The organism is Microvirga makkahensis (genome assembly GCF_009830105.1).
Lineage (GTDB): Bacteria > Pseudomonadota > Alphaproteobacteria > Rhizobiales > Beijerinckiaceae > Microvirga > Microvirga makkahensis.
In genome coordinates this window covers 115,866-131,447 of sequence record NZ_WURB01000008.1, presented here as the reverse complement: position 1 = coordinate 131,447, position 15,582 = coordinate 115,866, and the positions used below count along the sequence as shown (strand labels likewise).

General features: G+C 61.4%; 14 protein-coding genes. 8 read left to right on the top strand and 6 right to left on the bottom strand.

Annotated features, from left to right (window positions below):
- Nucleotides 1-222 precede the first annotated feature (222 nt).
- Both GR328_RS13270 and GR328_RS13265 read right to left on the bottom strand, forming a co-directional pair.
- On the bottom strand, nt 223-636 hold the full coding sequence (locus tag GR328_RS13270) for an NADH:ubiquinone oxidoreductase subunit NDUFA12 (RefSeq protein WP_160885000.1): 414 nt from the start codon (nt 634-636) through the stop codon (nt 223-225).
- A gap of 157 nt (nt 637-793) precedes the next feature.
- Nucleotides 794-2,833: a calcium-binding protein gene (locus GR328_RS13265; RefSeq protein WP_160884999.1), complete on the bottom strand. Its 2,040-nt coding sequence runs from the start codon at nt 2,831-2,833 to the stop codon at nt 794-796.
- Nucleotides 2,834-3,906: 1,073 nt separating this feature from the next.
- Between GR328_RS13265 and GR328_RS13260 the strand changes: the two genes are divergently transcribed.
- The 4 genes from GR328_RS13260 to GR328_RS13245 all read left to right on the top strand — a co-directional run bounded on the left by GR328_RS13260 (nt 3,907) and on the right by GR328_RS13245 (nt 10,977).
- Nucleotides 3,907-7,611: a vitamin B12-dependent ribonucleotide reductase gene (locus GR328_RS13260; RefSeq protein WP_160884998.1), complete on the top strand. Its 3,705-nt coding sequence runs from the start codon at nt 3,907-3,909 to the stop codon at nt 7,609-7,611.
- Nucleotides 7,612-8,320: 709 nt separating this feature from the next.
- Nucleotides 8,321-8,773, top strand: a complete 453-nt coding sequence (locus tag GR328_RS13255) for a hypothetical protein (protein WP_160884997.1) — start codon at nt 8,321-8,323, stop codon at nt 8,771-8,773.
- Entirely contained in the window at nt 8,766-9,878 is a 1,113-nt protein-coding gene (locus GR328_RS13250; RefSeq protein ID WP_160884996.1) for a serine/threonine-protein kinase, read from the top strand. The genes GR328_RS13255 and GR328_RS13250 overlap by 8 nt, the downstream gene beginning before the upstream one ends.
- 751 nt (nt 9,879-10,629) lie before the next feature.
- A complete protein-coding gene (locus GR328_RS13245; RefSeq protein ID WP_160884995.1) occupies nt 10,630-10,977 on the top strand; it encodes a hypothetical protein in 348 nt (115 codons plus the stop codon).
- Between the two features lie 132 nt (nt 10,978-11,109).
- Here GR328_RS13245 and GR328_RS13240 read toward each other — a convergent pair whose 3' ends face one another.
- The 3 genes from GR328_RS13240 to GR328_RS13230 all read right to left on the bottom strand — a co-directional run bounded on the left by GR328_RS13240 (nt 11,110) and on the right by GR328_RS13230 (nt 12,238).
- Nucleotides 11,110-11,385: a hypothetical protein gene (locus GR328_RS13240; RefSeq protein ID WP_160884994.1), complete on the bottom strand. Its 276-nt coding sequence runs from the start codon at nt 11,383-11,385 to the stop codon at nt 11,110-11,112.
- 227 nt (nt 11,386-11,612) lie between these two features.
- Nucleotides 11,613-11,831, bottom strand: a complete 219-nt coding sequence (locus GR328_RS13235) for a hypothetical protein (protein WP_160884993.1) — start codon at nt 11,829-11,831, stop codon at nt 11,613-11,615.
- 92 nt (nt 11,832-11,923) lie between these two features.
- On the bottom strand, nt 11,924-12,238 hold the full coding sequence (locus tag GR328_RS13230; RefSeq protein WP_160884992.1) for a hypothetical protein: 315 nt from the start codon (nt 12,236-12,238) through the stop codon (nt 11,924-11,926).
- A 305-nt stretch (nt 12,239-12,543) separates the two neighbouring features.
- Between GR328_RS13230 and GR328_RS13225 the strand changes: the two genes are divergently transcribed.
- The 4 genes from GR328_RS13225 to GR328_RS13210 all read left to right on the top strand — a co-directional run bounded on the left by GR328_RS13225 (nt 12,544) and on the right by GR328_RS13210 (nt 14,702).
- Entirely contained in the window at nt 12,544-12,780 is a 237-nt protein-coding gene (locus GR328_RS13225) for a hypothetical protein (protein WP_246215852.1), read from the top strand.
- A gap of 125 nt (nt 12,781-12,905) precedes the next feature.
- Nucleotides 12,906-13,133: a hypothetical protein gene (locus GR328_RS13220; RefSeq protein WP_160884991.1), complete on the top strand. Its 228-nt coding sequence runs from the start codon at nt 12,906-12,908 to the stop codon at nt 13,131-13,133.
- Between the two features lie 436 nt (nt 13,134-13,569).
- Nucleotides 13,570-14,307, top strand: a complete 738-nt coding sequence (locus tag GR328_RS13215) for a Crp/Fnr family transcriptional regulator (protein ID WP_160884990.1) — start codon at nt 13,570-13,572, stop codon at nt 14,305-14,307.
- 191 nt (nt 14,308-14,498) lie between these two features.
- Nucleotides 14,499-14,702 carry a hypothetical protein gene (locus GR328_RS13210; protein ID WP_160884989.1) on the top strand — a complete coding sequence of 68 codons (204 nt, stop codon included), beginning with the start codon at nt 14,499-14,501 and terminating at the stop codon, nt 14,700-14,702.
- A 635-nt stretch (nt 14,703-15,337) separates the two neighbouring features.
- Here the strand turns inward: GR328_RS13210 and GR328_RS13205 are convergent.
- Complete coding sequence (locus tag GR328_RS13205) at nt 15,338-15,580, bottom strand: DUF6894 family protein (RefSeq protein WP_160884988.1); 243 nt, start codon at nt 15,578-15,580, stop codon at nt 15,338-15,340.
- Between the last annotated feature and the right edge of the window lie 2 nt (nt 15,581-15,582).

Here is a 15,582-nt window from a genome sequence, read left to right as displayed (position 1 = left end):
TTCCTTCATGACGTCGCCCTCCTTTTCCCGGCGTTCGAAATGAGCCGTGGAGCATGCTACGGAGCACAGAAGACCGCGATCGGACCAATAGGACGGGCCGTTCTCGCTCCTGCCGGAATGATAGGCGAAGTCGGCGTGGCCGTAAGGCAGACCACATTCCACACAGGCACGAGGGTTGAAATGTTTCAGCATAACACGATCATGGGGAGGGCCGGACAAGCCTTACTCGCCCGGCGTCCAGGGGACGTAATCCCCGGTCGCGGCGGGACGCTGGCCAGTGGAGAGCTGGGAGCCCTGCGGCCGGTAGGCCTGGGGCGTGCCGGTCATGTTGGGCACATAAGGCTTCTCCCAGGAATACGGCCGGTAGGTCTCTTCGCTCGGAGGCACGTCCCCGTTATGGCAAAGCCAGGCGCGCCAGCCGGGAGGAACCTTCGAGGCATCGGCCTCGCCGTTATAGATGACCCAGCGGCGCTCCGCGCCTACGTTCGTGTCGATCGCCTCGGCCTGGATGTGCCGGTAGTAGCGATTGCCGAACTCGTCCTGGCCCACGAACTGACCTTTGCGCCAAGTATAGAACCGGGTGCCGAGGGTCTGTCCGTTCCACCAGGTAAAGAACTGGGTCAAAAACTGTTTCATGCGTCTGCCATAGGGTCGGAAAGCTGGCCGGAATATGACGTCGGATTCATGAGAAGTCCAGGAAGGATTAGCACTTATCGCCGGCCTGGCTCGTTCCACCAGAAAGGGTCGCCTCGGGCGTCCCTCTTCTGGTCGCCTCGTGCCTTGCGCCATCAGCTCAGTAGGCGATGAGCGTGTGCGAGGCCGCATCCCAGTAGAGATTGCGGCCATAGTTCTCCAGAATGATCTGGTACTTGTTGTCCACCAGAACCGTGGTCTGGTAGCCGACCACCGGCGTCACGCCGCTCCACGTCACCGTCTGCTGCCGGGCGAAGGTCACTGCGCCCGCCCCTTCGAGCCGCAGCACGTCGCCCACGGCGAAGTCCATGACCTGGTCCACTACGACCGGAATGTAGGAATAGGCCTGCGCGTCCCCGTCCGCCGCGACATCGAACACAAAGGTATCCCGCCCGGTCCCGCCATAGAGAAGGTCCAGCCCCCTGCCGCCCTCGAGCGTGTCGTTGCCGTCGCCGCCATAAAGCGTGTCGCCGCCGCTGCCGCCCAGGAGCAGGTCCGCGCCGATCCAGCCGGTCAGGAAGTCGCTACCGTCACCACCGTCCAGCGTGTCGTTGCCGTTGGCTCCATCGAGATAGTCGTTCCCGGCATTGCCGCGCACCAGGTCATGGCCATCCTGGCCATTCAGGCTGTCGGCGCCCTCGCCGCCCTCCATGCTGTCCTCGTTGGAACCGCCTAGGAGCGTGTCGTCGCCGTGCCCGCCGTAGAGCTGGTCGTTGTCCGCGCCGCCGTCCAGGCTGTCCCGGCCCGCCCCGCCCAGCAGCACGTCCCGGCCCAGCCCGCCATGGAGCGAGTCGGCGCCATTGCCGCCGCGCAGATGATCGCTGTAGACGCCGCCCACCACCACATCGTGGCCGTCGCCGGAATCGATCACCGCTCCGGAAGCCTTCAGCCCGCCATTGCGACCCTCGTGGCGGCCCGCTTCCATCCAGTGACTGTGGACCCAGGCATCGGAGAGATTGTGGGCGTCCTTGTAGGCCTGGATGTCCGGGTTGGCCGCCAGATAGCCGGCGAGATCGAATGCGGTGCCCCAGTCCGCGCCGACTCCTCTGGTCGTGCCGTGCCAGCCGCCGCTGCGGCCCTCGAAGCGGCCCGCATCCCGCCAGTGATGGTAGACCCACGCATCGCTGAGCTGATGGGCCTCCTTGTAGGCGGCCACGTCCGGGTTCTTGGCGAGATAATCGGCCGCGTCGAAATCGGCGGCATTGTCATTGCCGACCTGAATGAAGTCGTTGCCGGCGCTGCCAATCACATTCTCGATGTCGAGCAGCCGGTCGCCGTGGGCGTCGCCCTGCAGGCCCACGCCGGTGGACAGGTTGACCCGAATGCCCTCGCCGCTGATGCCGCTCGCGCTGGCGGCGTAGCTCACCGTGTCCACGCCGGCGCCGCCGGAGATCACGTCCCCCCCGCGCCCGCCCGAGAGAACGTCGTCCCCGGCCCCGCCAGAGAGAATGTCGCGGTAGTCCGTACCCGCGATCAAATCGTTTCCACCAGCGCCGTAGGCAATGTTGGCGCCTGCTATGATATCGTCCCCTTCGGTACCGCGTGCCATATGGACGACACGGGCCTCAGATCCGGAGCCGATGACAAATCCCCTCACAGAGACTTGGGGAGGATCCTCCGGTTCCGAGGGCTGTTCCGCAGGCGGAGGCGTTCCGTCCTCCGCTCCCCCGAAGAAGAAGTTCCCCCAGAAATCGATTTCGTATCGGAAGAAAAACTTATCGAAGAACGATGTGGGAGAATAGGGAATCTCGTATTCGGCCGCGGTAGGGGCATCCACGATTACGTCCCAAAACCAGTGTTCTATCGGGTTGAGCCAGCCTTTTACCGCATCTGTTCCAGGCTCCAGGATTATGCCCCAGTACTCGGAGAAGTTTTCCACACCATCGGACAAGAGGGCCCCATGATCGAACGTCAATCCGCTCTGCTCCGGGTTGCTTGGGACCCTGCGATAGACGATTTCCTGGGTTTCTATCCATTCCTTGTTTATGTACTCGATCCTTGTGACAACTTCGGCAACATTCTCACCGGAGTCGGCCATAGGTCCGTTGGTCAGTAGGACGCCCCCGTAACCGCCGTTCGGCAGAGCACCTCCCATCAAGCGCTCGAGTTCCGCAAGCAGGATCTGTGTGGCAGTCGCCATGATCGGTCTCCATTGAAGTCTAGCTCGAGTACGAGGCTAAACCAAACGGAAACGTAATCAAGTAACATAAAACACATGTCGCGGGCTGCCTTCGAAACAACCACTGATTGCAAATTCCAGATAATCCGAGAATTAAGACAACCACTGGTCTATCGCTTCGTATTCTGCACGTTCTCAGAAGGTATTCCTCGTTAGTCTTCTCTCATCTAAAAGGCGGGGACTCAGCTCACTTGGACGTCCATAGAAGCGGGTTTTTGCCCCGATCTCGGGGCACGCCCGCCTCTCACGACGAATAGATCATCAGCCAACTTCGCATGGGGTGCGTCTTCCCCAGGCATCGCATGGACCGGAGCCGTCCCAGATGGTGGATGGCATGGCCTCTCGCGTCCCGGGCAGTCTCGCCCAGCGCAAAGGACCGGCCCAACAGTGATTTCCGCCTTATCCCCTCGATCCGCTAGCGATTCGACACCGCCTTCTAGTGCGGGTGAGAATCAGAGCAGCCGGCGTTTCTCCCGGCTTGGCCCGGTTTTATCCCGCAGGGCACCGCTTTTCTGGGAAAAACCGGCCCTGTTTCCGGCTCAGGCGCGGACGGAACCATCCCTCTCCGAATGCGCGCCCGAGCGGGTGCACCGACCATCCTTTGGATGGAAGTCAGGTGGCCGGATCTGCGGCCTTCGTGACGAGCCTCGGGATTCCTGATGGAGTCTCTGTAGCTTAGCCAGTTTTCCACATTCTTAACATTTGCCCACTATATATAGTTGGAACAAGAACGCGCAGCACAAGTTCTTGACGTGAGGCTCGCAACACGACTAGCTTGCCGGGGTTCCGATCCGAGACCGGCGGCCAGCCCGAAAGGGCGGTCGAAATCTCCCGAAGGCAAGCGTTCAGAGGCCGTGGCAACGCGTTTTGCCGCGCGACCTGTGGCGTCTGGAGGAGACCGAAACTCGGGCGTGTTGCGTGTGGCGATCCGAGAAGAACGGGTCGTTGGGGCGTCGAATAAATTTTGGGCTGAAGAGCCACAGGGGCAACTTGTGGCCACGGGGACGTTTGTCCCTAAATTGAGGATTTGAAAGATGCGGATCGAGCGGCGTTATACCAAAGCTGGGCAATCGCCCTATTCCTCCCTCGCCTTCCGGCTTGCCACGAGCGAGATCCGCAATCCGGACGGCTCGATCGTCTTCAAGCTCGAGAACATCGAGGTGCCGGAGACCTGGAGCCAAGTGGCCTCCGACGTCCTCGCCCAGAAGTATTTCCGCAAGGCGGGTGTTCCGGCCAAGCTGAAGAAGGTCGAAGAGAACGAAATCCCCTCCTGGCTCTGGCGCTCCGTGCCGGACGAGGCGGAACTCGCCAAGCTGCCGGAAGAGAGCCGCTACGGCTCCGAGATCTCCTCCAAGCAGGTATTCGACCGCCTCGCGGGCTGCTGGACCTATTGGGGCTGGAAGGGCGGCTACTTCTCCTCCGAGGAGGACGCACAGGCCTTCTATGACGAGCTGCGCTACATGCTCGCCAACCAGATGGTGGCGCCGAACTCTCCCCAGTGGTTCAACACCGGCCTGCACTGGGCCTACGGCATCGACGGACCCGGCCAAGGCCACTATTACGTGGATTACAAGACCGGCAAACTGACCAAGTCGAAATCGGCCTACGAGCACCCGCAGCCGCATGCCTGCTTCATCCAGAGCGTCGAGGACGATCTGGTGAACGAGGGCGGCATCATGGATCTCTGGGTCCGCGAGGCGCGCCTGTTCAAGTACGGCTCGGGCACAGGCTCCAACTTCTCGAAGCTGCGCGGCGAGGGCGAAAAGCTCTCCGGCGGCGGCCGTTCCTCGGGCCTCATGTCCTTCCTCAAGATCGGTGACCGCGCGGCCGGCGCCATCAAGTCGGGCGGCACCACCCGCCGGGCGGCGAAGATGGTGGTGGTCGACGTGGATCATCCGGACATCGAGAGCTACATCGACTGGAAGGTGAAGGAGGAGCAGAAGGTGGCGGCGCTGGTCGCCGGCTCCAAACTCGCCTCCAAGCACCTCAAGGCCATCATGAAGGCCTGCGTGAATTGCGAGGCCGAGGGCGATGCCTGCTTCGATCCGGAGAAGAACCCGGCTCTGAAGAAGGAGATCAAGATGGCGCGCCGGGTGCAGATCCCGGACAACTACATCAAGCGCGTCATCCAGTTCGCCCGTCAGGGCTACACGGATATCGACTTCCCCGTCTACGACACGGACTGGGATTCGGAGGCCTATCTCACGGTTTCGGGCCAGAATTCCAACAACTCCGTCTCGATCACGGACGACTTCCTGCGCGCCGTCGAGACCGACGGCGAGTGGAAGCTCACCGCCCGCAAGGACGGCAAGGTGGTCAAAACCCTCAAAGCTCGCGACCTGTGGGAGCAGATCGGCCACGCCGCCTGGGCCTCGGCCGATCCGGGTCTGCACTTCAACACCACCATGAACGACTGGCACACCAGCCCCGCCGGTGGCCGCATCCGGGCGTCGAACCCCTGCTCGGAATACATGTTCCTGGACGACACGGCCTGCAACCTCGCCTCTGCGAACCTGCTGCAGTTCTTCGACCGCGCCGCACAGAAGTTCGACGCGGAGTCCTTCGAGCATGCCTGCCGCCTGTGGACCGTCGTGCTCGAGATCTCGGTGCTGATGGCGCAGTTCCCATCGAAGGAGATCGCGCAGCTCTCCTATGAGTACCGCACCCTCGGCCTGGGCTACGCCAATATCGGCGGCCTGCTCATGACCATGGGCCTGCCGTATGACTCCGATGCGGGCCGCTCGCTTTGCGGCGCGATCACCGCGATCATGACCGGCGTGTCCTACGCCACCTCCGCCGAAATGGCGGGCGAGCTCGGCGCGTTCCCGAACTACAAGGCCAACGCGAAGCACATGCTGCGCGTGATCCGCAATCACCGCCGCGCGGCGCATGGCCTGAGCGAGGGTTACGAGGGCCTCTCCGTGAACCCGGTGCCGCTCGATCACGTCTCCTGCCCCGACGCGGAGCTGATCGCCCATGCGAAATCCGCCTGGGACAAGGCGCTCGAACTCGGAGAGAAGAACGGCTACCGCAACGCGCAGGCCACGGTGATCGCGCCGACCGGCACGATCGGCCTCGTGATGGATTGCGACACCACCGGCATTGAGCCCGACTTCGCCCTCGTGAAGTTCAAGAAGCTTGCGGGCGGCGGCTACTTCAAGATCATCAACCGCGCCGTGCCTGATGCGCTCCGCGCCCTCGGCTACCGCGAGTCCGAGATTGCCGAGATCGAGGCCTATGCAGTCGGCCACGGCTCCATGAGCCAGGCTCCCGCAATCAACCCCGGCAGCCTGCGCGCCAAGGGCTTCACGCAGGAGAAGATCGAGGCGGTGGAGAAGGGCCTGAAATCGGCCTTTGACATCAAGTTCGTGTTCAACCGCTGGACCCTCGGCGAGGACTTCCTGACCGGCACGCTCAAGGTGCCCGCGGAAAAGCTCAACGATCCGTCCTTTGACCTGCTCCAGTTCCTGGGCTTCTCGAAGGCCGACATCGAGGCTGCGAACATCCACATCTGCGGCGCGATGACTCTCGAAGGCGCGCCCCATCTCAAGGCCGAGCATTACGCGGTGTTCGATTGCGCCAATCCCTGCGGCAAGATCGGCAAGCGCTATCTCTCGGTGGAGAGCCACATCCGTATGATGGCGGCGGCGCAGCCCTTCATCTCGGGCGCGATCTCCAAGACCATCAACATGCCGAACGATGCCACGGTCGAGGATTGCAAGAACGCCTACATGCTCTCCTGGAAGCTGGCGCTCAAGGCCAATGCCCTCTACCGCGACGGCTCCAAGCTCTCGCAGCCTTTGAATTCCGCCCTCATCGCCGATGAGGAGGAGGACACGGAGGATGCGGTGGAAGCCGTGGCCGCCCTGCCCGCCGCCGCCAAGGCCGCTCACGTCTCGGAAAAGATCGTGGAGAAGGTGGTCGAGCGCGTGGTGGCTCTGCGCGAGCGCGAGAAGATGCCCGACCGCCGCAAGGGCTACACCCAGAAGGCCGTCGTCGGTGGCCACAAGGTTTACCTGCGTACCGGCGAGTACGACGACGGCCGCCTGGGCGAGATCTTCATCGACATGCATAAGGAGGGCGCGGCCTTCCGGGCGATGATGAACAACTTCGCCATCGCGATCTCGCTTGGCCTGCAATATGGCGTGCCGCTGGAGGAATACGTGGAGGCCTTCACCTTCACGCGCTTCGAGCCGGCCGGCTTCGTGCAGGGCAACGAGCGCATCAAGTCAGCGACTTCGATCCTGGACTACGTGTTCCGAGAGCTCGCGGTCTCCTATCTCGGCCGCAACGATCTCGCCCATGTGGACCCGTCGGAGGCAGGCCCCACCACCATCGGCTCGGGCGAGGCCCAGTCGAAGGCGCCGGAGCCCGCCCCCGCCACGGCAGTCGTCTCCCGCGGTTTCACCCGCGGCACGGTGGACCGCCTCATGCTGATCCCCGGCGGCGGCAGCGCCGGAGGCGTGACGCAGCGCACAGGCGGTGTGACGGTCGGCGCGACCGCCCTCAAGAGCGAGCTCGCCCAGCCCGCCCCGCAGGAGGAGGAAAGGGTCGGCGAAGTCGAGATGGCAAAGCTGGGGTTCTCAGCCCCCGCCCCTTCCCTCGCCGACAAGCGCGCCGAGGCCAAGATGAAGGGCTATGTCGGCGAAGCCTGCCCCGAATGCGCAAACTTCACGCTGGTGCGGAACGGGACGTGTCTGAAGTGCGACACGTGCGGATCGACAACAGGGTGCAGTTGAGTACTCTTCGTACCGTCGCCTGAGGACGCTCACAAAGGTTGGCGAGAATCTCGCTGACCGCGCCTCAAACGAAGACAAAATTTAGCGCACCCCTAATGTGGTGACAAACTCTAGCGAAGGCCGCTTGCAGCGGCCTTCGGTCATTTGGAAGAGATAGCTTGCCACCGTGGCGGAGAGGCCACTCTCGCTGAGAGGGCGCTCAGAAAGCGATCTCATTAGAGCGCCAACAGCACCCCTTATTTGAGATGGCCAGGAGCATTCCCTTCCAGAGCCGAAAAATCGCTCAGCGGGGCTCTAATCGCCTTGCAGCGAAATTAAGGCAACTCTGTTTCTCAGCATGATCGGGCTATAGTTCTTCCTCGCGCTGAAACAGCGGGGGGATATGCAAGCAAATGACAGGTTTCCTCAGTGGACGTATGTCCATGCGGATAATTCGCAGCTGTTGTGCGGCACCCCATAGTTTGTCGGCAGTGACCATAAGTGTGTCGGCTCCGACCCACATAGTTTGTCGGCAAGCAGGGATGCCAAAGGGGAAGCTCTTCCGTGACTGAGCTTCCCCCTCCACGGCGATGAAACGGGCCGCCCGCCCCCGGGCGACCCGTCCACCAATCCAAAACACAATCAATCTCAACCCGACCGCCGGCCAGCATCTGCCCAGCGCGCGCGGATGCATGCCCGGCGCCAATCGGATTCGATGGGGGCCCCGCACGTGTCGGCACTCGGTTTCAACATCAAGAAGGGCGAGCTTTGGCATTGTGTCCTGAGCGGCACACGCTGTGAGCCCGTCTATGTTTCGCACAACCGCGACCGCTTCGATCCTGACCAGCCCAGGACCGCACTCGCAAACTACTTCAAACAAACGTTCGGAGAGGTTATCTCTCGAACAGCCCCGGACCGCCTCGCCTATCGAGTGTCCCTCGACGCCAATAGCGCCGATCAGGTGGCTTACCTCACGTTCCCATTCGGCATCCTGAACCTCGTGGCCCACGACCGCAGCCTGCCGATCAGCGAGTACGTGTCCCAATCGTTTTCCAAGAAGGCCCTGGGGTTCGTCGGGAACAAGTTCGAGGCCTGCGATGAGGTGATCGCAGGCCGCCCGGACAAATGGGGTGATCCGGAAAAGCTGGCTGCCCTCGCCGCATGGATGGCCCTCGATGCCTGATCATACTTACCGCGTGCAGCCCGGTGAGATGCTGCTCAACAAGTTCGAGGTGATCCGCCCACTTGGCCACGGCCATTTCGGCGAGGTCCACCACGTCATCAATCGGCCCGTGGGCCGCCCCGCCGCCCTCAAGACCATCGAGGTCACCGATCCGACCACGCACCGCGCCGCAATCGAGGCGCAAGCACAAAACCTCTGCTCCCACGACCACGTCGTGAAAATTCACGGCGCGGACGTGATCAACGGCTTCGTTCTCATTGAGATGGAGTTTATCGAGGGTGGCTCGCTCGGTGACCGGCTGATGCAAGGGTTCGTCCCCCTGATCGACGGCGTCCAAGCGGTGAAGGAGGTGCTCTTCGCCCTGGAGCACGCACACACGCGGGGGATCGTGCATCGGGACGTGAAGCCCGCGAACATTATGCTCGCGCAGAACAAGGCGAAGCTCTCTGACTTCGGCACCATCATCCAACCCCACACGGGGATCAGGGTAACCGACCTGTTCTACCAGTTTCATGCTGCGCCCGAGGCGGTCAACTCGGGCGAGTTCTCGCCGCTGGGCGACGTGTTCGCCGCTGGCCTGACCCTGCTGCGGGTGGCCAACAACATGCCAGGTTGGGGAACCGTGATCGATGATGCCGGGGCTTGGGAGACCGATCTTCGCAACGGGACGATGGCGCGGCGGATTGGGTTCAAGCCCTACCTGCCAAGGGCGCTTAAAACGATCCTAAGGAAGGCCTGCGATCCGGACCCAGCACGGCGTTACGCCAGTGCCGCAGCATTCCGCGAGGCCTTGGAGCGCTTGAGGTTGGCCCGGCGCTGGGTGCGGGTGTCCGACAACGAGTGGATATGTGAGAGCACAGGTCGGATCGAGGCGGTCCGCTATGTCAACGGGCGTCATCCTGCCGTCGAATTTTTCAGTGGCTCCCGCAGGCAGTTGGATCTCTGCGGCACGTTCGGAACAGAGCGTGAGGCACGCGAGCATATGGACCGCGTCATAGCGGAAACCACCATGGGACACACTGCCCCTTCTCGGCGGCCTCGGTCGAATCGTAACGGAACACAGGGAGCCGGGGTCAGCGTCGCTATGGCTGACGATATATCATAGAGAAGAGGCATATGGCTCCTCCGCCGTACGGGAGGACAGACGCATCTCTGTGCGATGCAACCGAAAAAGGCCAGGCTCCGGGGCGAACGGACCGGCGCTCGCATCGTCGGGCAAGCGCAGGAATAGACAGCCGAATCTACAACTAAAAGCTTGTCCCTTAGGGGCCAGCCACTTCCTTTTTTACTAGCTGTAGTTCTTCCTCCCGCCGAAACAGCGGGAGGATATGCAAGCGAGCAATGAGTTTCCCTCAGTAGACATAAGCCTGTGAGCTGCAGCCCGCAATTGTGATGAAGGACGACATAGGGGTGGGAGGTTAATCTCCCGCCCTTTTTGCTTTCTCGGCGAGGTCCGTGGAGAAAACGACCTCATTAGACGCTCGCCACGCCCCCTGAAGCGGCATGACTGGGAGCTTTCCCTTCCAGAAGCCAAAGGTCGTTCAGAGCTTCTCTAAACCGCTTTCAGCGGCATCTGCCATATTGTTGCAATGACCAAGTACGGTTACGCGAGGTCCTAGGCGAGGCTGATTGTGCTCTCCAGCATGGATCTACGCTCGTCTGGGAAATGCCGTTCATGTGTCAGCCCCTGACGGGTTGATGACCCAAGCCATAGGAGGAAGATCTGAAGGACGATCACACTCCCGCTGATCGCCGCTAAACGGGTTGTCCACCGTCAAGGGCGAATGCCCAAAGCCATGAGGGCCGCAGATATGGTAATTATGGTGTGAGGTGATCAGCGCAGCTCCAGGGCCGCCATGACTGCTACCAAGTTCCGCAAGCACCCCATAGCCGTGCTGAGGCGTCACTGGACGGTCCACGCCCTTCAGCAGTTCTGCGCCCGGTACAACCCCGCCGATTACGAGCCGGAGGCTTTAATCGATCTTGTGGACCGGATCGAAGGCAAGTACCGCTCCGCATTCGCGAATCCCTATTGGGAGAAGCACTCTAGAGTGATGATCCTCGCGAAGCTGACGCGGCGGAATCCTGCTGTCTCTCCAAAGGTGAGGATTGTTTATGATCGCCGGACGAAGGTGATCGTGACGGTGCTGCCGTTGAAGCTGGATCCCAACCGCCCCCGTCGCCTCAAGACCCTGACAGTGTGAGGCTGGCTCTGGCCGGCAAATTTGGATCACGTCCTGGCTCACCATGTAGCTGTGATGTTCCGAAAAACTTGAAGTCTGACGCCGGTGATCACCTCGGGGCTCTGCCCCGACCGTAGAACGAGGATCAGGAGTTCATCCCCTGCCCGAAGGCCCGAGGCTGGCTCCAGAGCCGACGTCCTGAGCCCGACCCGCTCTGTGACAAGCGACACGGGAGCACGCCTCAAAGTGATCGAGGAGGCGCTGGGCCGCGTCCTGCGCCATCACATGCCAGTAGCGATCGACATCCCGCTCAATGCGCTTGTCTCGCTCCGCACGGGAGAGGATGGGATACCATCCTGAACGCTCGATGGCTTCCTTGAGCAGCGCCCGCGCTTCCGCTTCGACCTGATCTGGTCCGATGTTCGCCATCCAGTCACGCCCTGACGTGGTGCTCGGTCAAGAAAAAGACCGCTGTTCCCAGCGGCCCCAAGTTGAGAGGGGCAAACCCTCTTTTCCAGAGAACCGTTGCGTCCATCGTCCAGAACGCATCGATACGAAATATAGTAACGCCAGAGCGGTTGATTCTGGAATTCTATGTCGTCAATGCACCCATGCGGGCAATACAATGCACGCTCCGCCTGCCGGGACCCATCAGGTTACAGCAGTCGCTTGTGACGGCTCTCTGCCTCGACGATGAGCTTGTCGCCGAAGCGACGCTCGAGCTCGGACGCCGCTTGGGGCGAGGCTTCGATTACCAGTTGGCTTGGATTGCCTGCCGCTTTCACAACGACGCCAGACACCTGGCAGACCCACTCCTCGGCCGTCATGGTGTCCGACCGTGCCTCCCGCCGGATCGCGACAACATAGGTGGCCATGACCAACCCTCCTCGTGACGGGTCTCACTCTATAACAGCTTGTCCAACAAAAGGGCTCCGCCTCCCCGGGGAAGGTGCAACTCTGCGTCTCGTTAAAGCCGCCCGATCCTCACCGGTCTCACAACCTGGTAGGTGACGGGAAATCCTCGGAAGCTCGCAGGCCGCTGGTCGGCCGGCAGTAGGCCGGACGTTGTCAGACGAACCACAAGGAGATCACCCTCCGGCGTCGGGCGGCGGGCGACGGTCGCAGCCCCCTTCGGCACGCCGAGCGTCTCAAGCAGCTCCTGACGGATTTGAAGGTCCGCTTTCCTGGCAGCGTCATTCGGGCTTTGGGGATCGCTCATAGCCTCGTAGCCACCCTCCTTGGCGTAGGTCTGTTCTGCCAGAGATGGATGCTTCAGGAGCATCTTGATGCGCTGACATTTGCCAACAGCCTATTGGCAAATGTGCTCCTCCGCCGGCTTGCAATCTACCAGAACGTTTCCGCATCTTTGAACCAACGGTATTCCCTTTCGCCTTTCGTTGCCTGACATAGCGATCGGGCCACGAGGCTTTACCCAACGAGTGCGTTGGATCTCCGACCGAGGCAACAACTGAATGTGCCCCTTAGGGCGGTGTCCACACATTCCACAGGACCAGAACAAACAGAGAACATTTCTGTGGCGGGCGGCATCTCGAATCGGTAGCGTCACAGCTCGCACAGGAGAGCACGATGACTCAACAGATTCAGGCCGCATGCGACGATGATCCGATGGAAGCCGATGTCACGGCCGTGATCGAGGCTTGTGGCGGTAATCCGAGAACCGCCATCAAAGCCCTTCTTGTCGAGCAACTCGTTCAGGAACAACGAATCGAACGATTGGCCGCGGCTTTGTCGTTCGGGTACGTCCGCGGGCGGATCGGCGTGACGCCGCTGCGCTCCGCCTCCCGTCATTCCGGAGTAAGCTGATCATAATGCATCGAGCGTAGGCTCGGCATCGTTTTCGTCCCCGCCCCACAGGCGAGAGCCGAAGCGGAGAACTTTGAGGCTTCAATCCCATGCGACACGGTCATTCGAGGCGGTCCCGGCGAGCCATGACCCGGGAGATCGCCGACAGGCTGCTAGAGTCCCTGCGACCAACCCGTCACCTTCTCACGCGGACGTTGGCGGACATCCCAATCGGCAGTCCGGAATACCGGCAAGTCGACCGTGTGGTGCAGGAGATCGACGGACTGGCCAAGATCCTCATCGGCGACGAAAGCCACTACTATCAGAGTGTCCATTCAATGCCGGTGCCCGACATAGGACATGGCGGCGAATAGACATGGAAAGACACAGGCCCACGCTGCATGAAGCGGGTGGGATGGGCTGTCGAGACGGGCAGTCTCAGGCAATCGGCAGTTGCCCTAAGGTCTGGTTATCGCAACATCACGGACGTTCAGTCTACTTCTGGAATGTGCCAATATGCGACATTCCCGGCCTCCGAGTGGAATTTCGGATACGATCTGCAACACAGTGCTGGCGCAGGAGCAGGACTGATGCACCTGAAACTTTGTTCATATTGAGTGTCTGTCTTGCCCGGGCAAAAAGATAGCGCCTCCTCTTTCAAGGGGCGCTAAGGTCCGATCCGTAGGGGCAAAATGGTATCGGTGTAGCCTTTGTATGCAGGCCAGCTCCACTTGTCTGTCGGATACCTTACCAACACACTGTGACAACTCGTACCTGTCTGCGTTGTATGGGTGAAGGGTTCCGATCACCATGGCAAAGCCTGTGAAAGTGGACCATCGCACGAACCGGCTCCTGGCTGCGCTGGAGCCTGAGGACTTTGCGGCTCTCGAGCCGCATCTTGAGCTCGTCGAACTGACGCGGGGTCAAATCCTCTATGACGCCGGCGAGTTCATCAGCCACGCCTACTTTCTCCATGACGCGATCATCTCGCTGGTCAATGTCATGGAAGATGGCGGCACCACCGAGGTCGCCGTGTTCGGGCGAGAGGGTGTTGTCGGCCTTCTGAGCGCTCTGGTGACCCGGGAAGCCTTCGGCCGCTACATCGTGCAAATGTCCGGCACCGCCTCACGCATCACCTTCGAGCGCCTGAACGAGGTGAGGAACGCCCGCCCCGCCGTTCGGCAGTTGATCATGCGTTACGGCGAGGCCTTTCTCGCCCAGACGTTCCAGACCGTCTCCTGCAACGCTGTTCATCCGGTCGAAGCCCGTTGCTGCTGCTGGATCCTCAAACTGCACGACCGGGCCGACGGGGATACCCTGCCACTGACCCACGAGTTCCTGGCCGAGATGCTGGGGGTGCAACGCTCCAGCGTGAGTGTTGTGACGAGGACGCTCCAGACGGCGGGGCTGATCCAGCAGTCCAGAGGCAGCATCACGGTGACTGACCGCGCTGGTCTCGAAGAAACGGCGTGCGAGTGCTACGGCAAGATCCGACGTCTGTTTGAGCGTCTGCTGCCCGGCACGTACCCTCCGGTCTCGGCCCGGTAGCAGATGCGCCTGATGGCTGCGAGGCTCACGGACGACGCCTTCTGGAGCCCGATGGAGGTGCGTTCGAACGTATCCGGAAGACTCTGTCGCCGCATCAGGAGGTGAGCCAGTCACGAACCAGGGCCTGTACGAAACCGCGAACAAAGCTGGTTGCCGATAGTTGATACGCCTCGCAGGCAAAGGAGGGCGGGTTGTTGTACATCGCTCGACAGGACAGGGCTACCGATTATCGTCGGCAGGCACAGGAAGCGCGTGCCATGGCCAACTGGATGTCGCCGGACGACATCAAGCATCAGCTTCTTGGCGTCGCCAAGCACCTTGAGGCGCTGGCAGATCTGGAAGAGCGCCACGCGCGGAAAGTTGCCCCTGCCCGGAGCCCGGAGTTGAAAGCTTAATTCCGACGAGACGATCCGGTTGGAGACTGCCGCCACGTTTCACCTGTGTGAAAGCCATGCTCCTGCGAAGAGCGCATTCTTATGATTGCAGATTGGTTCTTTCTGGCCATTGGCATCAATCCGCCTCCAAGACCGGTGAAGTCCTGGATCGAGAGAACTCCCTCGTCGGTTGCCCCGGCGGGGGAGTTTTCACGTCGGCCGCAGGTTCAAGAGCACCGATGTGGTCAGTATCTCCTGTCACGTTTAACTTAGGTGATGAGGCATTGGGCGCAGAGGCATAGGCTTCGGAGTGTTCCTCCAGTGCATCCTCCCTCTGGCTCTGGACCCTGCTCCCTCCTGGCTTCCCAGCCAGCGGGGAGCTTTTTTTGCACGTAGGTAAGACGGTGGCGCCAACGGCATGCCGAGGGATCCCAGCACTGAGCCAACCACCAGATGATCCGAAGTGGGTGCCAAGTGGAAGATCTGTTCAGGATCCGGAACGGAGATCCCCTGCGTTTCCGGAACGTCCGGTGCGATGAGGATTGCTGCCTTCGAGCTTAGGTCTCAGGCGTGGCATGTAGCGACATCCCGACCTCACAGGTATGATTGCGAAAGGCATTCCAGCCAACCCCTCAAGGACTCCGCGGCTGCTGCGTTCAGCTCTCGCTGTCGCTTCCTAAAAACGGCAGGATCAGCACCGTCGCGCCGGTCTCGTCAGTGATGACGAACTCATCCCTTTGCCACTCGCGCATCTCGCCGTAGACATGGGGCAGCCGCAGCATGTCCTGCACGATCTCCAATCCAAGCCGGCGCGCTGCCGCCTCATCGGGCAGGTCATCGCCCTCAGGATCGCGGATGAGCACTCCGCTGCGTCTGACGTTGAAGAAGTAGCGGGGCATTG